We start from the raw sequence: 18,457 nt of genomic DNA, 5'->3' as shown, positions 1-18,457 counted from the left end.
AAGCGATCAATTCCATGACATCCCAACAAATGACGTGTTTGCGAGCCTGTACATTACTGGCCTTATTGCTGACTGCCGGCACTATTACCGCCAAAGAAATTCTGGTTAAATCTGTTTCGGCACTGCAAAGCGCTATTGACAAATCGCAGCCAGGCGATGTGATCCTGGTTGCCAATGGCGACTATACGACTACCGGTGATATTATCATTCGCAATAGCGGCACAGCTGCCCACCCTATTACCATTGCGGCTCAAAAAAACGGCGGTGCCTTGATCAAAGGCAGCGGCGGCTTTCGCATTGCAGGCAATACCGCCTTCATCGTTATCCGTGGCTTTCACTTCCTGCATACCTCCGATAAAGCGCTAATGGAACCCGGCAGCCGGTTTTGCCGTTGGACGCACAACATTTTCCAAACCGCCGGCGAAGGAAACTACCTGACTATCATGGGGAGCGATCACCAGGTCGACTACAATACGTTCCACCACAAAAATGCCCTCGGCAAATTCATTGGTGTGCGCGGCGAAGGCAACCAGATTGCAGAGCGGCTCTGGATACACCACAATTACTTCTTCGACTTCCAGCCGCAAAAAGGCAATGGGGCCGAAGCCGTTCAGTTTGGCTTAAGCGGATACAGCCTTTCTTCCAGCCATAGCCTGGTAGAAAATAACCTCTTTGAACAATGTGCGGGCGAAAACGAACTGATCTCGGTAAAGGCCTCTTTCGTCACCCTTCGCTACAATACCATCCGCGATTGCAAAGCGCAGTTTACCCTGCGCCATGGCAATCATTGTGAAGTGTATGGCAATTATTTCTTCCGCACACCCGGCTTGCGCATTTTCGGGGACGACCATATTGTACACAGCAATTACTTCGAGCAATGCAAGCCAGCCATCAATATTGGAAACGGCGGTGCAGAAGTGGCGGATGGCGCCGACCTTCGTTCGCACGACCGGCCCGACCGGGTATTGATCCTCTTCAATACGCTGGTGAATAATGAAGAGAATATAACCCGCACCGAAAGGCCTAATGGGCTTGGTTCAACCAATATCACGATCGCATACAACATTATCCAGGGTGGTGGTGAAGCGGTGAGTATTAAAGGCCCCTACCTGCAGCCCGTATGGAAGGGCAATTTGCTTTTTCAAACAAAGGGAGCCGGTCAATTACCGGATTCAGCCTACTTCTCCGCAGATCCTTTATTTATCAAGGATGCTTCCGGGGTTTATCATTTGCAAAAAGGCAGTCCGGCAATCGGCGCAGCCGGCAACGATTGGAGAGGCATTACTGTAGACCAGGACGGTCAGTTGCGAAAAGCGCCTTTGGATGCGGGCGCCGATCAATATTCAACAGCACCGGCAAAAGCACATGCCCTTACTTCGCAAGAAGTAGGTCATGAAGTTACTGTGAAAGAATATTAGGCAGTTTTGAGTTGGTGAACGTTTACCGGTAAGCTGATAAACACAGAGGTTCCCTTACCGGGCGATGTATCGAGCATGCATAGTGCCTGTAATCGCAGCGCCCGCTGATGCATATTCTCTAAACCAGCCCCTTTCTCCACTTCGAAAGGATCGAAGCCTTTGCCATTATCGCAGATGGTTAATTCCAGGCGTTCGCCTGAACGTTGGCAGGCGATCTCCACCCGGGTGGCCCCTGCATGTTTGATGATGTTGTGGATCGCTTCCTGTACGATCCTGTACAGATCGGTTTCCTGCCGGCGATCGACCGATAAATTATCCTTAGCCTCCTGCGGAAAATGTATCTCGATGCCCGCTGCCAGGGTTACCATCTCCAACAGGGTTTCGATCTCTGCGGCCAGCGGCTTCCGGCTTTCTCCTGCGTTGGCGATCGCATGGGCATAACTTCTCACATCATTGATCGATTTGGATAGCAATTCTATAGCTTTCGGCAATACCTCATCGGCTTGCCTTGGATCGGCCTGCATGAGGGTTAAGAGCAATTTGGAGGTAACCAGGAGCTGACTGATATTATCGTGCAGCTCGCCACCAATCCGGTTGCGTTCTTCCTGGCGGGCCTGTTCGATAGCAGCGCTCACACCAGCCTGTCCTACATCGACCCTGGCCGGTATAAAATTCAGGTCACTGCACTTTCTTTGTTCCTGAGCAATGGCAAAACGAAAAGACAAAGCAGGAAGCCAGTGAGCATTGAGAGAGGGTGTACGGTTATCCATAGATGATGCTTTATGAATGGGATGCAATTCATTGTACTTTGTTTTTAATGGCCTGAAACAATTTTCTTTCGAAGGAATAGGTTATTGGCAAAAACAATTTAACCATCAAAACTATGGACGAGCTCTTAATGTTGTGATGAGCAGAGGATATCCTCCTTCATCGGTCATTTGCAATACAATATATTTTCCGGCAAAAGGCGGCATCTGAAATTGCGTCGACTGGTTGCCGCCGGCGATCCGGGTGCGCCAGCTTTTGATCACCAGTCCATTCATGTCTACCAACTTGAAATAGCAAGTAGTGGCTTTCGTAAAAGCCGACTTCACCTGCATCACCGACGCCACAGGATTGGGATAGACTGCCAGTTCGGCGGCAGGCTTAACGATGGGTGGTTTTTCTGCCGTTGGCGTTTGCGCCAGCGCGATCATCGTAAACAATCGCATGATGGCGCCCTGGTAAAAGCCCTGGTACCTGGTAAAGAACCCTCCTACCACCAGGCGGCTCTCAACGCCTGCGTAATTCTGAACTTTCAAATCGGTCACCCATTCATTAAATCCTGTACCGAAAGTGGTATCCGTATCGATCCTGCCGTCTTCTTCCAACTTAACAATATAAGGACATGATACTCCATTGTATTTGGTGAAATTGCCGCCTGCTATTATTGAACCATCCTTTAATGTGAGCACTGTTCTAACTTCAGTTCCGTTATCCAATGCCGATCCACCGTTCTCAAATCCTCTGCCCATATTAAAAGAAGCGTCAACAGTTCCATCCAGGTTCATTCTACAAAGCCCACGACGGGTAAAGCCTTTGATAGAAGTAAAATATCCCCCGATAAGCAGCTTTCCGCTGGGAGTAAGCGTCATGGATGTAAGGGTTCCATCGGGAAAATCCCAGAAGTTCCCTATCGTATACGCATTGTCCAGTGAACCATTCGAATTTAACCGGGCAAACCGTATTTTATCTGCTCCCGCCACTTTCCAGAAATCACCTCCTACATATAGTTGATCTGTTGCCTGATCTAGCAGGATGCAGTACACTACCCCATTGGTAACCTGCGGATCGTACGCCATATCTTTGCTCCCGTTTTCCAACAGCCTGGCTACTCCACCGCGTAAACCGACATAAGTACCATTGTAGTACTCAAAATGTCCACCGATATAGATCCTTCGATCAGCCGGCAATGCTGCATTTTTTACCTGGATACTCCATACGCGCAGATCACCATCCCATCTGCCCGATATACCCGTGCCCGGATTGAAAGACATATCCACTGTTCCATCCGTGTTCAACCGCGCAATACCACTGCGTGGTATTCCATTTACCTGGGTAAAGGATCCACCGATGAGCACCTTTTGATCCCAGTCCTGGATCTGTACATCATCCACCCTTCCATCGAGTGTTATACCCTGAAAGGAGGCATCCCAGGATCCATCCATATTCAATCGCCCGCCATAATTGATGGGCATACCATTTCCCAGCGGCCAGTAGCCGTTGTAAAATGTATTGTCGCCAAAAAAGATGATCTTCTGATCGGCCTGAATGGCGATACAACGAACACTGGAGTTCGCCGTAGTGTCATTATTATTAAAGGTGACGTCCCGTTTCAATTCCTGGGACATGGTGCAGGTACCCAATAGTAGAAAAACTACCAGGGCTAGTACTGTCTTCATATGTATGGATTTAGGGTGCTCAATAGAGCAACAGGATGTTGCTATAGGAGTAAGGTGAGTCTAAAATAGTATTTCGTTATATAAGGTAAAATCGAAATCGGTCAAAAGCATCAATTTGATGCATGAAAAGCATTCTGGCACGTTTCAATCTTTGAACGCCCTTTCCTGCCAGTTCAGGAAGCTACCCAACCTGATTCGCCCGAAATAACATTTTATGGTTGATAAAATATACATGGATCAATGAGGATCAGCCAGCTGCCGTTCACTACCTATATTGTACAACCCATGACGACTGAATCGCTATTTTATCCGAAACAAAATCACAATGCCTTAAAAATTACGTTATTAGCATCCATTCAATAATAATAGTTACAGGCACCGGCAATTTCTATTGCTGGTGCCGACTTTTGAAGGAGCTGTATAGAAGGTGGAGTATTACAGGAAGTGAATTATTATGATCCGACTTCCAGTAACTTTCTCAATGCCTCCACATCAATATTCTCCTTGAATTGCCTGATCATTTCTTTTTTGGCGACGTGGCGGGCATCGGTTTGATGGTGCATGAGCAGTTGGATCAACTGGATACTATGTGGAGCTTGTTTTTTGTTTCCCCAGGTAAGGTCACGCACCACCAGGGCACGACCTGTTTTTTCCTGCTCCTCAAAACTGATGGCTTTTCCTTTGATGGGAACCAGATCCCGGATATCATTCAATACCGCCTGTTTTGCTCTATCCGCTGGTGACATCGATGCTCTTAACTGTTCTATGGCCTGAAGCCGTTGGCGAAAGGAAGCGATCATTTGAGTGCTTTTACTTTTTCCATTCTCAACCTCACGGATATTACCCTGCTTGTATTTTTCCCTTTCTTCGGGTGTCTTGAAACTCATTTTATCGGCCTCTGCCAGTGACTCTTTTAATGCTTCCGCTAATTTTATTTGTGCTGCTTCCAATTCGGCCATTTGCATGTTGACTTCGGCCGTCAATACCGACAACACTTCGTCGCGGCTTACAGGCCTTACCGGCAATTTGTCGCCGACAGCCAATACTACGGATTCATCCGGTATATCTTTCCATTTCTGCGTATCGTATACAGGATAACCCTTCAGTTGGCCAACCACTCTTGGCATAAAGTACAGCGGTTGTCCGTTGGGAAGTTTAAAATGGGCCGGCACCAAAAAGGTGGTCAGTGAATTGATATAAGCAATAATCCAGGTATGGGTTTCTCCATCCCGGTAGGTGGTTCCCTTTTTAGCGTCGCACAGCAGGGTATGAAAGTAAGTTGTGACCGAATAACGCAATGGCGACCCTTTGGGCTGATCAATATACTCGTTACCCGGATCTCCATCTACAGGCAGGAAGCCATGTACATTGGGAACGAGTCCGGTGGGTTTGGGATAAGCAGCCTTGAGTATCTGCAATATCTTTTGCTGCCGTTGAGATTGGGCTGTGCTGCTTTTCACCAAAGGCGTGGTCCAATTGGTGGATATATTTACCACATCCTCTTTCGTGCAGGGCGCCTGGGGTACCTGCGCCAGGCTGCTTGTATAAATACCAACCCCGATCATGCCCAACAGCAGCACCCTATATTTCCTGGTCATTGTTTTCATTTGCCTATGATTTCAGTGGCGGCAAATATAGATTTCCAATACATGTTTTTTTATAGGTAGTAGTACCCAACTGGCAGATTTACGGGGTGACCCGTAAACCATTTAACATGAATTGTGCGCAATTCACTTATTCGGTCGGTGCCTGTTCTTTTGCCACCTGGTCGCCGGTGAGCGAGCTGCGGGAACGTATAAAATACTGTCCCTACATCTTATTGATCGTGACCGGACCTGTGTGCCCGTAACTACCATGCACAAAAAAGCCGACCATTTTGAAATAGTCGGCCCTTTGTGATCATGGCTATTGATTGAAACGATCCTTAATCGATGATCGTTTTCAGTTGAACATATTTTTGCAGGCTCTTGAAATTGTGTCCCTTTTCTTTCATCGACGATATAAAGGCAGGTGTAGTGCCGGTGCTTTTGGCGCTCAGCACATCGTTGAGTGAAAGATGGTCAAAGCCGAGGTCGGTATACTCTTTTACTACACCCGGTGTTATGTTCATAGCTTTAAAACTAACTGCCTGGTTAAGACTGAAGTCTTTGTATCCGATATCCTGAAATCCTTTTACATAATCGGAGGTAACGCCCAGCGACTTCATAGATACTGCCTGCCGGGGCATGATGTTCTTATATCCAAGGGCTTCGAACGACTTTACGTACTCCGGCGTTACATTCAGTGCTTTAACGGACAATATATCGCGGGAGGATATATCACTAAACCCGGATGACTTTAAAGACTTTACATAGGCTGCATCCACTCCCATCGCTTTCATGTTGGCGTATTCACGCGTGGGGATATCGTTGACGCCAACGGCCTTCATTGAATTAATATAGGCTGCGTCTACGTTCAGCGCTTTCATGGAGATCACATCCTCTGCCCGGAGATCATTTATACCTGCTGCTTTTAATCCTTTAATATATTCCGGCGTTACGCCATTCGCTTTCATAGATATGATCTGATGATTGGGCAGGTTGTCGAAACCAACGGCTTTCAACGACCTGATGTATTCCGGATCGATCCTGAGTGCCTTGATCGATATCATATCCTGTGCGGACACTTCTGTATTGACCTCGACATCGTTATGCACATTTACGTTGGGATTAGCGTTTGGATTGGTTCCCTTGGCTGCCGCAGCAGGTTTGGCTCCCGTGCCAGATGCAGATGGCTTTGCGGTAACAGCGCTGGCCGCCTTCACATCTGCTATGTACTTTGCATCGATATTCTGTGCCTTAAAGGAAATAAGTTGCTGAGCAGATACATCAGGGTATCCGGCCTTGCGGATCTCGGCAATATATTCACCATTGATGCCAAGTGCTTTGAAAGGCACCAGGTCCTTTTGCGACAACCCTTTGATGCCGCTGGCTTTTATGGCTTTGATATAGGGCTCATCGATCTTCAGGGCAGCCAGTGGTATTACATCATCCCGGTCGATATCGTTGTAACCATTGTTCTTCAGCATTTTTACATAGCTGTGGGTGACATTCACGAAGAAGAATACCAGCACATCTTTGTCATGGCGCAGTTCGATGCCTTCCTTTTTCATGGTCTCTGCAAATCCGGCAGCCGGTGTGAATTTGTAGCGCCCCATGCCCTGATCGCCTTCGAACTTGCCGGTAAACTGCATGATACCTGCTTCGCGGGTAACGGTAAAGATGCCCGATTTGTCTCTTGGCAGCTCTCCGAGGTCGCGCAGAGGAAAAGTAGTACTGTTGTTGGAGTGTTCATCGCCATCGCTCTTGAACTGGATGCTCACTTCCTGCTTTTTAGCATTGATGGTAGCGAACCAGGCGCCCTCCGTTTCCATATCTGTACGGAAGAAGTTTTCGCCCATCATGGAAGACTTTTTAGTAGCGGGCTCATGTGCCGACGCGATGGGCTCATTGAGCAGGCACACAAACAATACGAGCAAAGGAAGCAGGAAGCAATACTTCCACGCGGTGTGAAGATTTGATTTTTTTACGTTCATCATGGCTATACGTTTTTTGAGCAGTGATTGATTATAATTGGTGGTCAGGTTTAGCGGAAAGTGGGGAGCCGAAACTTTGAGCAGGCTTAGTTGGTAGGTTGCTTTCTCTACCTGTTTGTAGTTGACGAGCTGATCGTCGGTCAGGTATTCGAGATTATTTTCCAGGGCCTTCCTGTATTGCCAGGCAAAGGGGTTGAACCACTGGAATACAATCACCAGTTCGGCAACCAGCAGATCGAAGCTATGCTTTTGTTCTATGTGTATCTTTTCATGCTCGAGTATCTGGTTGTAGGTTTCCCAATCATACTTCTCGGGGTTGATGAAAATATTATTGAGGAAAGAGCAGGGCGCCTGGTTACCGGAGAGCTCTACGATGCGGAATTTACCATCACGGATCACCGGCCGCGAATAGGCTCGATACAATAATGTAAAGAGCTGAACCAGGAAGTTACCGGCAAAGACGAACACACCAAACCAATACAGCCAGCCAGCCCAGGTAAGTGCCTGCTGCCAGGTAAAGAAGTTGGTATCCGTGTCTCTGGTATTGTTGGTGACTGGTGGTGTTGATGCGGCTGCCGTAGCAGGGTCACTATTTTGAGGCGCTTTCAACGCACCTGTTGTATTCTCCTGCTTTGTTTCTGCGCTGGTATTACCTTCCGTTGCTCCCGTATTCACGGGTTCGTTGGTAGTTTCGTTGGCGGTAATACTGCCTGAGCCCGCTTCTTCTGTTGAAGTCGCTATGCCTGGCTTGCGCAACGACCACTGTTCGGGTACCCGAACGAGCGGCAAGCTGAACGAGAGCGCCAGGCAGGCCAGTAATATCCAGCGGTTGGCGCGGAAAAAGGTTTCTTTCTGCAGCAGGAGCTTGTAGAAGATGAAGCATCCCGCCAGGATAAGACCTGCATTGGTGATATAATGCATCATTTTTTCTTGGTTTTAATGATGTTCACTATTTCATTGAGTTCGTCTTCTGATAGGTTTTGCTCTTTGGCAAAAAAAGCCAGCATACGCGGGTAGGAATTGTCGAAATACTGGCTAACGATGTCTTTGATGGCGTGCTTCTGATAATCCTCCCGTTCGATGAGCGGAAAGTAACTATACATATTACCAACTGCTTCGTGGCTCAGGAAGCCTTTATCTTCTAAGATCTTCACCATCGTAGCTACACTATTATAGTGTGGCTTGGGGTCGGGCAGGTGGGGGATCACTTCCCGTATAAAGGCCTTCTTCAAATCCCAGAATACGATCATGATCTGTTCTTCCCTTTTAGCGAGTTTTTGCATGGCTGATTGCTTTGTACAACAATACTACTAATTAATTAGTAGTTCAACTAACTTATTAGGAGAATAATGATGAACGGTGGGGCAAAGCCACTTCCCCGGAGATGCCAATCAGCACATAACAATTTAATAATCAACAAATAGGAGACAACCCAATTCGTTACCGGAGAATTCGGTACTTTGCCTTTAACTACTAATACTGCCGGGCCGGCAATTAAAGCCGGTCGAAAAACAACCATATGAACCACCTTTCCTCGATTCACCAGCCCAATGGACTTAGCCGCCGTCGTTTCATTGCCAGTACTGCCGGCGCCTGCTTATCATTACTCATTCCATTTAACAGCAGCAGCGCTATCCATCGTCTAAAGAAGACTGTAAAAGTGGGCATCATCACCGACCTGCACCAGGATATCATTCACGATGCGCCTGCGCGCCTCGGGTCGTTTGTACAACACATTAATAAGGTGAAGCCAGATGCGATCATGCAGATGGGCGACTTCGCCATTCCGGCGGATAAGAATAAAGACTTCATTGGGTTGTTCAACCAGGCTCATGACAAACGCCTGCACGTGATCGGCAACCATGATACTGATACGGGATACACGAAAGACCAGGTGATCGCTACCTGGGGTATGTCGGCTCCTTATTACGTACAGGAAGTGAATGGCATCTCTTTCATCGTACTGGATGGCAATGATAAGGGATCGCCTGCTTATAAAAGCGGTTACCCCGCTTTCATCGGCAGTGAACAAACGACCTGGCTGAAAGAAAAACTGCAGACTATAGACGGCCCGATCGTGATCGTTTCGCACCAACCATTGGCGGGGCCCGTTGCGGTAGACAATGCGGCCGAATTGCAGGATATTCTCAGCGATGCTGCCGATAAAATACTGGTGGCACTGAACGGACACACCCATATCGATGCGGCCTACCAGGTAAAGAATGTTCATTACGTACATGTAAATTCAGCTTCTTACTTCTGGTTGGGCAACAAGTTTGCCCACGAGAGCTATAGCGCCGATATTCATCAATCGCATCCCGTGCTTGCCAGTACCTGTCCATATAAGGATGCCCTGTTCACTACGCTCACCATCGATCCGCAGCGGTCGGTGCTCTATTTTGAAGGCCGCTCAACCGACTGGGTGGGCAAAACGCCGGACGAGCTCAACTACTATGCTACCGCAAACGCCTATCATGCAGATATGGTGCGATCAGCAAAAGGAAGATCAGTAAATAATCAGCTTACTAAATAACGACGGCCACCGGATAAGCTGTGCTTTTGCTAATACACTCATCCATTTGTGATGAGCCAGCGCAAAGCCAGTTATCGGGCGGCCGTTTGAACAGGATCAGTCTTGATCCTTATAGTTGTAAGAACATTGTACCTTTTGGTGTACCTATTGGTTCCTTAGTTTCCGGCATTGATACGTTTTGCCACGCGCATGAAGTACTGTGTACTTTCCTGCACTGCAGGCAGGTTGTTTTCCCACTGGTATTCATACTCCACCGAGAAATAACCTTTAAAGCCCTGTGCTTTTAATTCATTGAGCACACCAGCAATATTGCTTACACCGGTACCCCAGGGTACGTCGTGGGCCGACTTGGAGCCGTATACATGCAGGTCCTTTACGTGAAATGCAATCAACCGGCCTTTTAATTCCTTGATGCTTGCAACAGGATCGAGCGCAGAGCGCACCCAGTGACCAATATCACCGCATACACCGATCATGTTGCTGCGATTCTTCAACTGGTCGAGCACGATGGCAGGATGCCAGTAGGTGGTAGGCACGGGGTGATTGTGCAGGGCAGCGCGGATCTTATATTCATTGCAGAATTTATCGAGCAGCTCCAGTTGGTTGAAAGGAGGTTCGGTGGTGATGTGTTCGATTCCGATGTCTTTGGCAAATTCAAAGACGGCTTTCCACTCCTCTTCGTTCTTACCATTCACTACACCATAACAAACGGCTTTGATGCCATTATCCTTCAGCAGCTTTTTGATCAGCGCACGGTCTTCGGGGGTAGCATTGGGGGCAGTAGTGGCTGTGCCTTGCTTGGTGATCTTTTGACCGGGAAACAATTCTACGTACTTAATGCCGATACTTTTCATTTTGCCCAGTGCTTCTTCGAGACTGAACAGGCGGAATGTATAGGCCTGGCTGCCGAGCCGCCAGCCCAGCGAATCGGGTAATAACATGTCATTGGAGGCAGACTGAGCAGCTACCAGTATGCTCAGGAACAGAAAAGGGATCAATAATAATCGCTTCATGCAATCGGGTTTAATAACTAAAGGTTGGTTTTATTGGCTGCCGAAGGCAGCTATTGGCCGGGGCAAGATAGTAAAGTTGCTTTGGTGTCGCCATTAAAATACGGCAAAACTTTCTGCCTGCCGGCGGCCGGCAAACGGGTTACTCCACAAAGGCAGCGCACTGGCATAGTCACGCCAAGGGTCAACGACCGCTATCATGGTTCAATTTGAGTATGGTAAGCCCGGTGAACCTTGCCAGTGGCTGTTCTTCCGGGTCCCACAAACGTAATGGGAACGAGCATTGCATGCCTTGTTTAAACTAGATACATTTGCAGCATGAAAAAGTCTACCAAGGATATCTTCAAGAAGGGATCCTATTCCGTAAAGGGCAGCCTTTGGATTGAGGGCGATGGCACCCGGTTTTGGGGTCCGGGCCCTGTGGAACTGCTGGAACATATCGAGTCGACCGGTTCCATCAACCAGGCGGCCAAAGAAATGGGCATGTCGTATAAGAAGGCCTGGGAGATCGTATCCCGTCTAAACTCCATGAGCAAAGAACCGATGGTCGTAACGGCCACCGGCGGCGAAAAAGGAGGTGGTTCCTCCATTTCGGTGGCCGCCAAAGCTATGATCGAATATCACCACCAACTGCGGGAAAGGTTTCTGCAATTCCTCGAAGCAGAAACCAGCAGCTTGCAAGAGATGATTTGAGTTGCCGGCCTCTACAAACTGACGGACAGCTTGCTGCATTCATGTAAATACCAGTGCCCTTTCTGATTTGGTTTGTTTTACTGCCTGGAGTGTGCCGTATGGTAATTCAGCGACATCGTTATATCTTTACGGGAATAACGCTTAAAACTGATATTTCCATGACTAAAATGCTGTTGTGGGCAAGCCTACTGGCTGCGTCCTGGTGCGAAGCACAAGAACGCTCTCCTACCCAATCCCGAAAGCCGACCGACTCACTGCCACCACGCATTTTTACCCTTGGCACCGTTGAGGTGATCAGCAAAAAACAATCGGACCTGAACGGTTTTCTCAGCCGTAACCGCCTACAAACGTTTGCCAAAAACGATGTTTCCAAAGCGCTCAACCTGCTGCCCGGCGTACATCTGTCTGCTGTAGGTCCGCGTAATGAGGCCATGGTGTATGTGCGTGGATTCGATCTGCGGCAGGTACCCTTACTGATAGACGGTATTCCGGTTTACATTCCCTATGACGGCTATGTTGACCTGGCCCGTTTCACTACTTTCGACCTTTCGGCCATCCACGTTTCGAAAGGATATACCTCTGTACTCTATGGACCCAACGCTTTGGGAGGGGCTATCAACCTCGTGAGCAGCCGGCCCGAAAAGAAACTGGAAATAAATGGCGCCAGTGGCTGGCTATCGGGCGGGTACCGCATGAATATCAATGTAGGCAGCAACCTTGGCAAGTTCTATGTTCAGGCAGGCGCTTCCAAACTGAACCGTGACTCGTTTCCGTTATCGAATAATTTCATTGGCACTAAAACAGAAAATGGAGATGGACGCAACAACTCCTACAACTCCGATGAGAAGTACAGTGTGAAGGTGGGCTTTACCCCCAACAAAAGATCGGAGTATGCCCTGAGTTATATTTATCAGCACGGCAAAAAGGGATCGCCGGTATACACAGGGAAAGATACTTTGAACAGTCAGTTCAAAAGTCCGCGGTACTGGCAGTGGCCCTATTGGGATAAGCAAAGCCTCTACTTCATTGCCAATACAGCCATCGATAGTGTCCAATATATAAAGGCCCGCTTATATTACGACAAGTTCAAGAACCAGCTCAACTCTTACGACGACGCTACCTATACCAGTATATCCCGGCCTTACGCCTTCAAGAGCCATTACAATGATTATACCTTCGGCGGCATTGCAGAATACGGACGAGGTTTTTGGCAGCAGCGTGATCAACTGAAGCTCACCGTTCAGTTTAAGCAGGACGTGCATCGCGAGCACAATGAAGGGGAGCCAGAACGTACCATGAGCGACAATACCTTTACGGCCGGTTTGGAAAACGAATTCAAAATCACGGACCAGTTATTGTTGCTGACAGGACTTAGCTACAATAACCGCAACAGCCTGAAGGCCCAGGATTATAATTCCACCACCAAGACCATCTCCGACTACCCTTCTAATGACAACGATGCCTTTAACATACAAGGTGGATTGGAATACCGTTTAAACAACAACAGTACATTCACTGCGAGTGCAGCCAGGAAAACGCGGTTTGCCACCACGAAAGACCGGTATTCGTACCGGCTCGGCACAGCGATTCCCAATCCTTACCTCGCTGCTGAATATGCCCTCAATTACGAATTGGGTTACCGGGGCTATTTCAACAACCGGCTGAGCCTGCAAGCGGCCCTCTTCTACAGCAAGATCCACAATACGATACAGAGCGTCAGCAATGTGAAGTACGACTCTGTGCGCAAAGTGTGGCAAAGTCAATTGCAAAATGTAGGTGAGTCGGAGTTCATGGGCGTTGAAGCCGGTTTCGAATACCTATTGATCGCATCGCTTAAACTGGGCACCAACTATACCTATGTAAAACGTAATAACCTCAGCAATCCGGCGATCCGGTTTACGGATGTACCGGAACATAAGGTGTTTGGCTTTGCGCAATACCAACTTCAGCACTGGTTTTCATTGCAGGCCAATATAGAATACAATGCTGATCGTTACAGCACCACTTATGGCACCAAGGCAGGTTCATTTACCCTGTTGAATGCGCGGGCACTGGTACCGGTATGGAAATACTTTTCGGTGGAAGGCGGCATTAACAATATTGGCGATGTGAATTATTCGCTAGTGGAAGGCTATCCTGAACCAGGCAGAAACTATTTCGTGAATGTCGTGTATCGTTTGTAATACCGGAAAGCATGCTATGAAACGGATCAAAGTAATAGGTACGATGGTTACACTGGTTTGCCTTGCGGCCTGGGTGGAGCAGCCGGTGGCTACCCCCATGCAACTGCAATACCCCTCCTACTTCGGTAACCGCTTTGATATGCCGGCAAACAACCCGCTTACAGAAGAGGGTGTTTTCCTTGGCAGGCATTTATTCTATGAACCCCGTCTTTCGGCCAACGGTCGTATTTCCTGCGCCAGCTGTCACCAGCAGGAGAAAGCCTTTACCGATGGCCTTCGTTTCAGCCTTGGCGTGGATGGGACCTCCACGCCACGCAATGCCATGTCGCTGGCCAACCTGCTGTGGGTGCGCAACTTCTTCTGGGATGGACGGACAAAAGGGCTGGAGGCGCAGGCTTCCATACCCCTGACAGATCCGCATGAAATGGGGCAGTCGCCGGAACGGTCGGCACAACTACTACAACGCACGAAGGTGTATCCTCCCCTGTTTGCAAAAGCATTCGGCACGCCGGTCATCACCGGTGATCTTATTGTTAAGGCAATCGCGCAGTTTGAACGTACGCTGATCTCCTCCAACTCGAAGTACGACCAGTACCTGCGGGGTGAATACCAACCAGGCCCGTCGGAGTTAAATGGCATCCAACTGTTCTTTACCAATCCCAACCGCGAAAAGGGCATCCGCGGCGCGGCCTGCGGTCATTGTCATGGAGGCCCGAAGACCTTTCTTGAATTGTATCATAACAACGGTCTCGATAGTGTGCCGCAAGACGCAGGGCGCGCCGCCATTACGGGCCAGTCGTTCGACGCAGGCCGGTTTCGCGTTGCCACACTGCGCAACATTGCGCTGACGGCTCCTTATATGCATGATGGACGCTTCGACAAGCTGGATGCCGTGATCGACCATTACAATGAGCATATACACAGCAGTTCAACCCTAAGCGTGTTTTTGCAGCAGGGAGCCGAAGGAATGCGTGGTAATCAATTGGGACTTTCTGCAGCTGAAAAAAAAGACCTGCTGGCTTTTCTACAAATGCTTACCGATTCAACATTTATTAGCGACCAACGATTCTCGGATCCTTTCAAAAATCAATCGAAATGAAAACAAGACTGTTTTTTCTATTGCTGTCCACCTGTTTACTGACAAAGGCTGCATGGACTCAAAATAAAGACAATCCGGTAGCTCTTGCGATCAACGGCGAGGTAAAAGCGCCCACCAAAATAACCGCTGCGGAAATACTCGGCATGAAACAAACACCAGCCATGTTAAAAGACCGCGATGGTAAAGAGCATACCTATACGGGGGTGCCCATTCAGGACCTACTGAATAAAGCGGGGGTGACCACCGGCAAGCAACTTCATGGAGAAAATCTGGCCAAGTACCTACTGGTAAAATGCGCCGATGGCTACGAAGTGGTGTTCTCGCTGGCCGAGCTCGATAATGAATTTACAGACAGGCAGGTGATCCTGGCGCACCAGGTGGATGGGGGGCCCCTGCCATCTGGTAAAGGCCCGTTCCGGCTGGTGGTGCCGGGTGAAAAGCGGCCGGCCCGCAGCTGCTTCCAAGTGGTGGAAATGGTGGTACGTTTTGCAAAGGATTGATTACTTGCGGCTAAACGGTATACGATCGTGGGGGTATTGCACAAGAAGGTTTATTTACTTGCGGCTTTACGGTATATGGCAAGCGCAGCGATCTCGGGTAATTGTATTATCTTGATCGCAGAAAGGGTTGCTACCTGCAACCCATAGCTACATACGTTGTGGTATTTATTTGGGTAACATCTAAAACACTACTTATGATCGTCATGCTGCTTGCCTTAATGGCCGTTAGCTTTCTCGCCCATGTATTCCTGTTATTTACCAGTTTCGGTCCCGGAGGTCTTAAAAAGACCCGTTATTTTTATTCTCACCTTACGTTGTGGATCACGGGCGCTTTGGCCTGCCTGACTGCCTTTTTATATGCGGGCAAGGATGTATCGCCGGTGATCGATACTTTCAACACGCCTGGTAAACAATTATTGCTGGTGGTGGTATCCTTTGCGCTTTCATTGATCGCACATAGCATTGTGAAACTTTTTGTACTGCCACAGTACAGACGCGCTTAACAATTCAACTCACCGCCGGTCTCCAGCGACCAACCTCATGCCAGTATTGCACTCCTGCAGTATGGGCCATGTCTATTTATTGCTCAAACTTCCCCAAATTGCTTTCCGAGGCACAAGAATTGCAAAATAAGTACCTTTAACAAGCTCCGGTTCCGAAGCTCCCCACCCCCTCCGCAGAAGATCCATCCTTTCCATTTCACCTAAAGTATTCATCATGAAGAAACGCCTATCTATTTTCTTGTACACATTGCTTATTACTGCGTGGACCGCCTGCGATTCCCCCACGCCTGCCTCGAAGGAAGGACCCGGATCGACCGATAGTGCCGCCACCACCACGACCGGCAACGTCCCTGCTGCGGATCAAGCACACAACAGCAACAATTCGCTGGACTGGGATGGTATTTACCGGGGCGTGTTGCCGTGCGCAGATTGTCCAGGTATTCAAACTACTATCTACCTCAACAGGGATCTTACCTACCTGCGAAGAACCAAATACCTCGAGCGGCCTGTAACGCCTGCCGATGAAAAAGGGAAGTTTACCTGGAATGCAGAAGGCAATACCATCACGCTGGAAAGCGCTTCGGGCCCGGCCAAGTATTTTGTAGGCGAACGTACCCTCACCCAACTGGACCTGAACGGTGCGAAGATCACCGGCGATCTGGCAGCCAACTATGTTCTCAGTAAAGACAACTATGCCATACTCTACCGCAGGTGGAAGCTAGTGGAACTGAATGGTCAACCTATAGCCGTAGATTCGTCCTTTGCCAAAGAACCTTTTCTTACTTTAATCGATAGCACGGGCCGTGCGAGCGGTAATGGCAGCTGCAATACCTTTTCGGGGCAGTTCGAGACAGGGCCGCTCAATCGCATCAAGTTCTCAAAAATGATCTCTACCCGTATGTTCTGCAAGAACATGGAGATTGAAACCAAGTACCTGAAAGCATTGGAAATGGCTGATAACTTTACAGTCTCGGGTGATGAACTGGTGCTCAACAGGGCCCGCATGGCCCCATTGGCCAGGTTCAAATCGGCCTTTCATTAAGTAATACAAACAGCAGTAATAACCTCGGTGGGTGCGCCCGCGTGTGATATGCCGTTAAAGGGGCTACCCTTTTGACGACACTCCCGTGCGGGCGCACGCTTTTTTATACATCCAGTCAAACGCATTTCCCCTCTTGTGATGTATAGGATCTTCCACTTTATGCAGGGAATTGATAACATTTTACCGAAGGCAGCGTGCGGAAAAGAATGTAGCTTTATTGTTTCGGTTGACTTACCGAAGATGTTCCATTTGTAAAAATGCTTGTATGAAGATTGCTACTTATAACGTGAATGGTGTGAATGGCCGGTTGCCTGTATTGTTACGCTGGCTCGAAGAGTCGAAACCGGATGTTGCCTGCCTGCAGGAACTGAAAGCCCCGCAGGAAAAATTTCCCGAACAGGCGATCCGGGATGCAGGTTATCATGCCATCTGGCACGGGCAGAAAAGCTGGAATGGTGTTGCCATCCTTTCGCGCCACGAACCTCCCCAGGAGATCAGGCGTGCTTTGCCGGGAGACCAGGAAGATCTTCATAGCCGCTACATCGAAGCAACTATCGATGGCATCATCATCGGCTGCCTGTATTTACCCAATGGCAACCCGGCACCGGGACCCAAATTCGATTACAAACTTCAATGGTTTGAAAGACTTGCTGTACACGCACAATCCTTACTGGCCCAAAAGAAGCCGGTGATCCTGACGGGTGATTATAATGTGATGCCTACTGAGAAGGATGTTTACAAGCCGGAACGCTGGGTAGACGATGCCTTATTCCGACCCGAAACAAGGGCAGCCTTTGCAAAGCTCGCTGGTCAGGGCTGGACGGATGCGCTACGTACTTTGCACCCCAACGAAACCATCTATACCTTCTGGGATTATTTTCGTGATGCTTTTGGCCGCAATGCCGGTTTGCGGATCGATCATTTCCTGCTGAGCCCCGAGATCAAAGGCCGGTTAAAAGCAGCCGGTGTCGACAAACAAGTGCGGGGCTGGGAGAAAACCAGCGACCATGCGCCGGTGTGGATCGAGCTTTCGAAGGGTTAAGGCTGCATGATCTTTTTGCGGTGCATTTCTCCCCATTCATGCAGGGACCCGATCACGGAGCGCAAAGTATTGGCATAATCTGTTCGCTCATAAGCCACCGATGACAGCGCTGAATTTTCATCGACGATGCGTTTAACGAATCCATTCAATTCAAGATCCTTCAATTCGTTGGAGAGCACACGGGCTGATATGCCTTTAATGGACCGCTGCAGTTCGTTGAACCGCTTCCTCCCATCCGAGAGTGCAATAATGATCCTCAATTTCCATTTACCTCCGATCACATAGAGCGCATCATCTACCGTATCCAATACGGAAACGCATTGACCAGAAAGATGATGACCGTTGTGTGCATTTTCCATAATAATGATATTCAGGATAGTATACTACAAGTAACTGCTAACCTCGAGGTTAGTAAGTCT

General features: G+C 48.7%; 17 protein-coding genes. 10 read left to right on the top strand and 7 right to left on the bottom strand.

Translation table 11 applies throughout. The features are described 5' to 3' along the window. Window positions 1-38 precede the first annotated feature (38 nt). A complete protein-coding gene (locus P2H89_RS15675) occupies window positions 39-1,418 on the top strand; it encodes a polysaccharide lyase 6 family protein (RefSeq protein ID WP_275828425.1) in 1,380 nt (459 codons plus the stop codon). On the opposite strand, the gene P2H89_RS15670 is transcribed toward P2H89_RS15675, so the two are convergent. From P2H89_RS15670 to P2H89_RS15660, 3 genes are all read right to left on the bottom strand, one after another. Beyond that, a complete protein-coding gene (locus tag P2H89_RS15670; RefSeq protein WP_275828423.1) occupies window positions 1,415-2,188 on the bottom strand; it encodes a sensor histidine kinase in 774 nt (257 codons plus the stop codon). The genes P2H89_RS15675 and P2H89_RS15670 overlap by 4 nt on opposite strands. 111 nt (window positions 2,189-2,299) lie before the next feature. Further along, window positions 2,300-3,859, bottom strand: a complete 1,560-nt coding sequence (locus P2H89_RS15665) for a delta-60 repeat domain-containing protein (protein ID WP_275828421.1) — start codon at window positions 3,857-3,859, stop codon at window positions 2,300-2,302. A gap of 452 nt (window positions 3,860-4,311) precedes the next feature. Continuing rightward, on the bottom strand, window positions 4,312-5,466 hold the full coding sequence (locus P2H89_RS15660; RefSeq protein ID WP_275828419.1) for a hypothetical protein: 1,155 nt from the start codon (window positions 5,464-5,466) through the stop codon (window positions 4,312-4,314). A gap of 107 nt (window positions 5,467-5,573) precedes the next feature. Between P2H89_RS15660 and P2H89_RS15655 the strand changes: the two genes are divergently transcribed. Continuing rightward, complete coding sequence (locus P2H89_RS15655) at window positions 5,574-5,708, top strand: hypothetical protein (protein WP_275828417.1); 135 nt, start codon at window positions 5,574-5,576, stop codon at window positions 5,706-5,708. A 75-nt stretch (window positions 5,709-5,783) separates the two neighbouring features. On the opposite strand, the gene P2H89_RS15650 is transcribed toward P2H89_RS15655, so the two are convergent. Next, complete coding sequence (locus P2H89_RS15650) at window positions 5,784-8,357, bottom strand: M56 family metallopeptidase (protein ID WP_275828415.1); 2,574 nt, start codon at window positions 8,355-8,357, stop codon at window positions 5,784-5,786. After that, window positions 8,354-8,716 carry a BlaI/MecI/CopY family transcriptional regulator gene (locus tag P2H89_RS15645; RefSeq protein WP_275828413.1) on the bottom strand — a complete coding sequence of 121 codons (363 nt, stop codon included), beginning with the start codon at window positions 8,714-8,716 and terminating at the stop codon, window positions 8,354-8,356. Before P2H89_RS15645 ends, P2H89_RS15650 begins: the two co-directional genes overlap by 4 nt. Window positions 8,717-8,952: 236 nt before the next feature. Between P2H89_RS15645 and P2H89_RS15640 the strand changes: the two genes are divergently transcribed. Further along, a complete protein-coding gene (locus tag P2H89_RS15640) occupies window positions 8,953-9,966 on the top strand; it encodes a metallophosphoesterase (RefSeq protein ID WP_275828411.1) in 1,014 nt (337 codons plus the stop codon). Between the two features lie 155 nt (window positions 9,967-10,121). On the opposite strand, the gene P2H89_RS15635 is transcribed toward P2H89_RS15640, so the two are convergent. Beyond that, the gene (locus P2H89_RS15635) at window positions 10,122-10,979 is read right to left on the bottom strand and encodes a sugar phosphate isomerase/epimerase (protein ID WP_275828409.1); all 858 of its coding nucleotides are present in this window, start codon (window positions 10,977-10,979) and stop codon (window positions 10,122-10,124) included. A gap of 315 nt (window positions 10,980-11,294) precedes the next feature. On the opposite strand from P2H89_RS15635, the gene P2H89_RS15630 reads away from it, so the two are divergent. The 7 genes from P2H89_RS15630 to xth all read left to right on the top strand — a co-directional run bounded on the left by P2H89_RS15630 (window position 11,295) and on the right by xth (window position 18,038). Next, the gene (locus P2H89_RS15630) at window positions 11,295-11,669 is read left to right on the top strand and encodes a LysR family transcriptional regulator (protein ID WP_275828407.1); all 375 of its coding nucleotides are present in this window, start codon (window positions 11,295-11,297) and stop codon (window positions 11,667-11,669) included. Window positions 11,670-11,827: 158 nt separating this feature from the next. Next, a complete protein-coding gene (locus P2H89_RS15625) occupies window positions 11,828-13,852 on the top strand; it encodes a TonB-dependent receptor (protein ID WP_275828405.1) in 2,025 nt (674 codons plus the stop codon). Between the two features lie 16 nt (window positions 13,853-13,868). Further along, window positions 13,869-14,951 (top strand): cytochrome c peroxidase, encoded by a 1,083-nt coding sequence (locus tag P2H89_RS15620; protein ID WP_275828403.1) that lies wholly within the window; start codon window positions 13,869-13,871, stop codon window positions 14,949-14,951. After that, entirely contained in the window at window positions 14,948-15,451 is a 504-nt protein-coding gene (locus P2H89_RS15615) for a molybdopterin-dependent oxidoreductase (RefSeq protein ID WP_275828402.1), read from the top strand. Before P2H89_RS15620 ends, P2H89_RS15615 begins: the two co-directional genes overlap by 4 nt. A 194-nt stretch (window positions 15,452-15,645) precedes the next feature. Then, entirely contained in the window at window positions 15,646-15,954 is a 309-nt protein-coding gene (locus tag P2H89_RS15610; RefSeq protein ID WP_275828400.1) for a hypothetical protein, read from the top strand. A 214-nt stretch (window positions 15,955-16,168) separates the two neighbouring features. Continuing rightward, complete coding sequence (locus P2H89_RS15605) at window positions 16,169-16,996, top strand: copper resistance protein NlpE N-terminal domain-containing protein (RefSeq protein ID WP_275828398.1); 828 nt, start codon at window positions 16,169-16,171, stop codon at window positions 16,994-16,996. 265 nt (window positions 16,997-17,261) lie between these two features. Continuing rightward, window positions 17,262-18,038: an exodeoxyribonuclease III gene (gene xth / locus P2H89_RS15600; RefSeq protein ID WP_275828396.1), complete on the top strand. Its 777-nt coding sequence runs from the start codon at window positions 17,262-17,264 to the stop codon at window positions 18,036-18,038. Here the strand turns inward: xth and P2H89_RS15595 are convergent. Then, a complete protein-coding gene (locus P2H89_RS15595; protein ID WP_275828394.1) occupies window positions 18,035-18,397 on the bottom strand; it encodes a helix-turn-helix domain-containing protein in 363 nt (120 codons plus the stop codon). The genes xth and P2H89_RS15595 overlap by 4 nt on opposite strands. Window positions 18,398-18,457: the final 60 nt, after the last annotated feature.

Origin of the sequence: Paraflavitalea sp. CAU 1676, from assembly GCF_029223285.1 — a bacterium.
In the GTDB taxonomy this organism is placed as follows: Bacteria; Bacteroidota; Bacteroidia; order Chitinophagales; family Chitinophagaceae; genus Paraflavitalea.
Note: the sequence above shows the minus strand (reverse complement) of the source record. Positions and strands in the feature narration are given on the sequence as shown.

Coding starts and splice junctions, on each gene's coding strand:
- P2H89_RS15670 (WP_275828423.1), bottom strand. CDS start 2,188: ATGGATAACCGTACACCCTCTCTCAATGCTCACTGGCTTCCTGCTTTG.
- P2H89_RS15665 (WP_275828421.1), bottom strand. CDS start 3,859: ATGAAGACAGTACTAGCCCTGGTAGTTTTTCTACTATTGGGTACCTGC.
- P2H89_RS15660 (WP_275828419.1), bottom strand. CDS start 5,466: ATGAAAACAATGACCAGGAAATATAGGGTGCTGCTGTTGGGCATGATC.
- P2H89_RS15655 (WP_275828417.1), top strand. CDS start 5,574: ATGAATTGTGCGCAATTCACTTATTCGGTCGGTGCCTGTTCTTTTGCC.
- P2H89_RS15650 (WP_275828415.1), bottom strand. CDS start 8,357: ATGATGCATTATATCACCAATGCAGGTCTTATCCTGGCGGGATGCTTC.
- P2H89_RS15645 (WP_275828413.1), bottom strand. CDS start 8,716: ATGCAAAAACTCGCTAAAAGGGAAGAACAGATCATGATCGTATTCTGG.
- P2H89_RS15640 (WP_275828411.1), top strand. CDS start 8,953: ATGAACCACCTTTCCTCGATTCACCAGCCCAATGGACTTAGCCGCCGT.
- P2H89_RS15635 (WP_275828409.1), bottom strand. CDS start 10,979: ATGAAGCGATTATTATTGATCCCTTTTCTGTTCCTGAGCATACTGGTA.
- P2H89_RS15630 (WP_275828407.1), top strand. CDS start 11,295: ATGAAAAAGTCTACCAAGGATATCTTCAAGAAGGGATCCTATTCCGTA.
- P2H89_RS15625 (WP_275828405.1), top strand. CDS start 11,828: ATGACTAAAATGCTGTTGTGGGCAAGCCTACTGGCTGCGTCCTGGTGC.
- P2H89_RS15620 (WP_275828403.1), top strand. CDS start 13,869: ATGAAACGGATCAAAGTAATAGGTACGATGGTTACACTGGTTTGCCTT.
- P2H89_RS15615 (WP_275828402.1), top strand. CDS start 14,948: ATGAAAACAAGACTGTTTTTTCTATTGCTGTCCACCTGTTTACTGACA.
- P2H89_RS15610 (WP_275828400.1), top strand. CDS start 15,646: ATGATCGTCATGCTGCTTGCCTTAATGGCCGTTAGCTTTCTCGCCCAT.
- P2H89_RS15605 (WP_275828398.1), top strand. CDS start 16,169: ATGAAGAAACGCCTATCTATTTTCTTGTACACATTGCTTATTACTGCG.
- xth (WP_275828396.1), top strand. CDS start 17,262: ATGAAGATTGCTACTTATAACGTGAATGGTGTGAATGGCCGGTTGCCT.
- P2H89_RS15595 (WP_275828394.1), bottom strand. CDS start 18,397: ATGGAAAATGCACACAACGGTCATCATCTTTCTGGTCAATGCGTTTCC.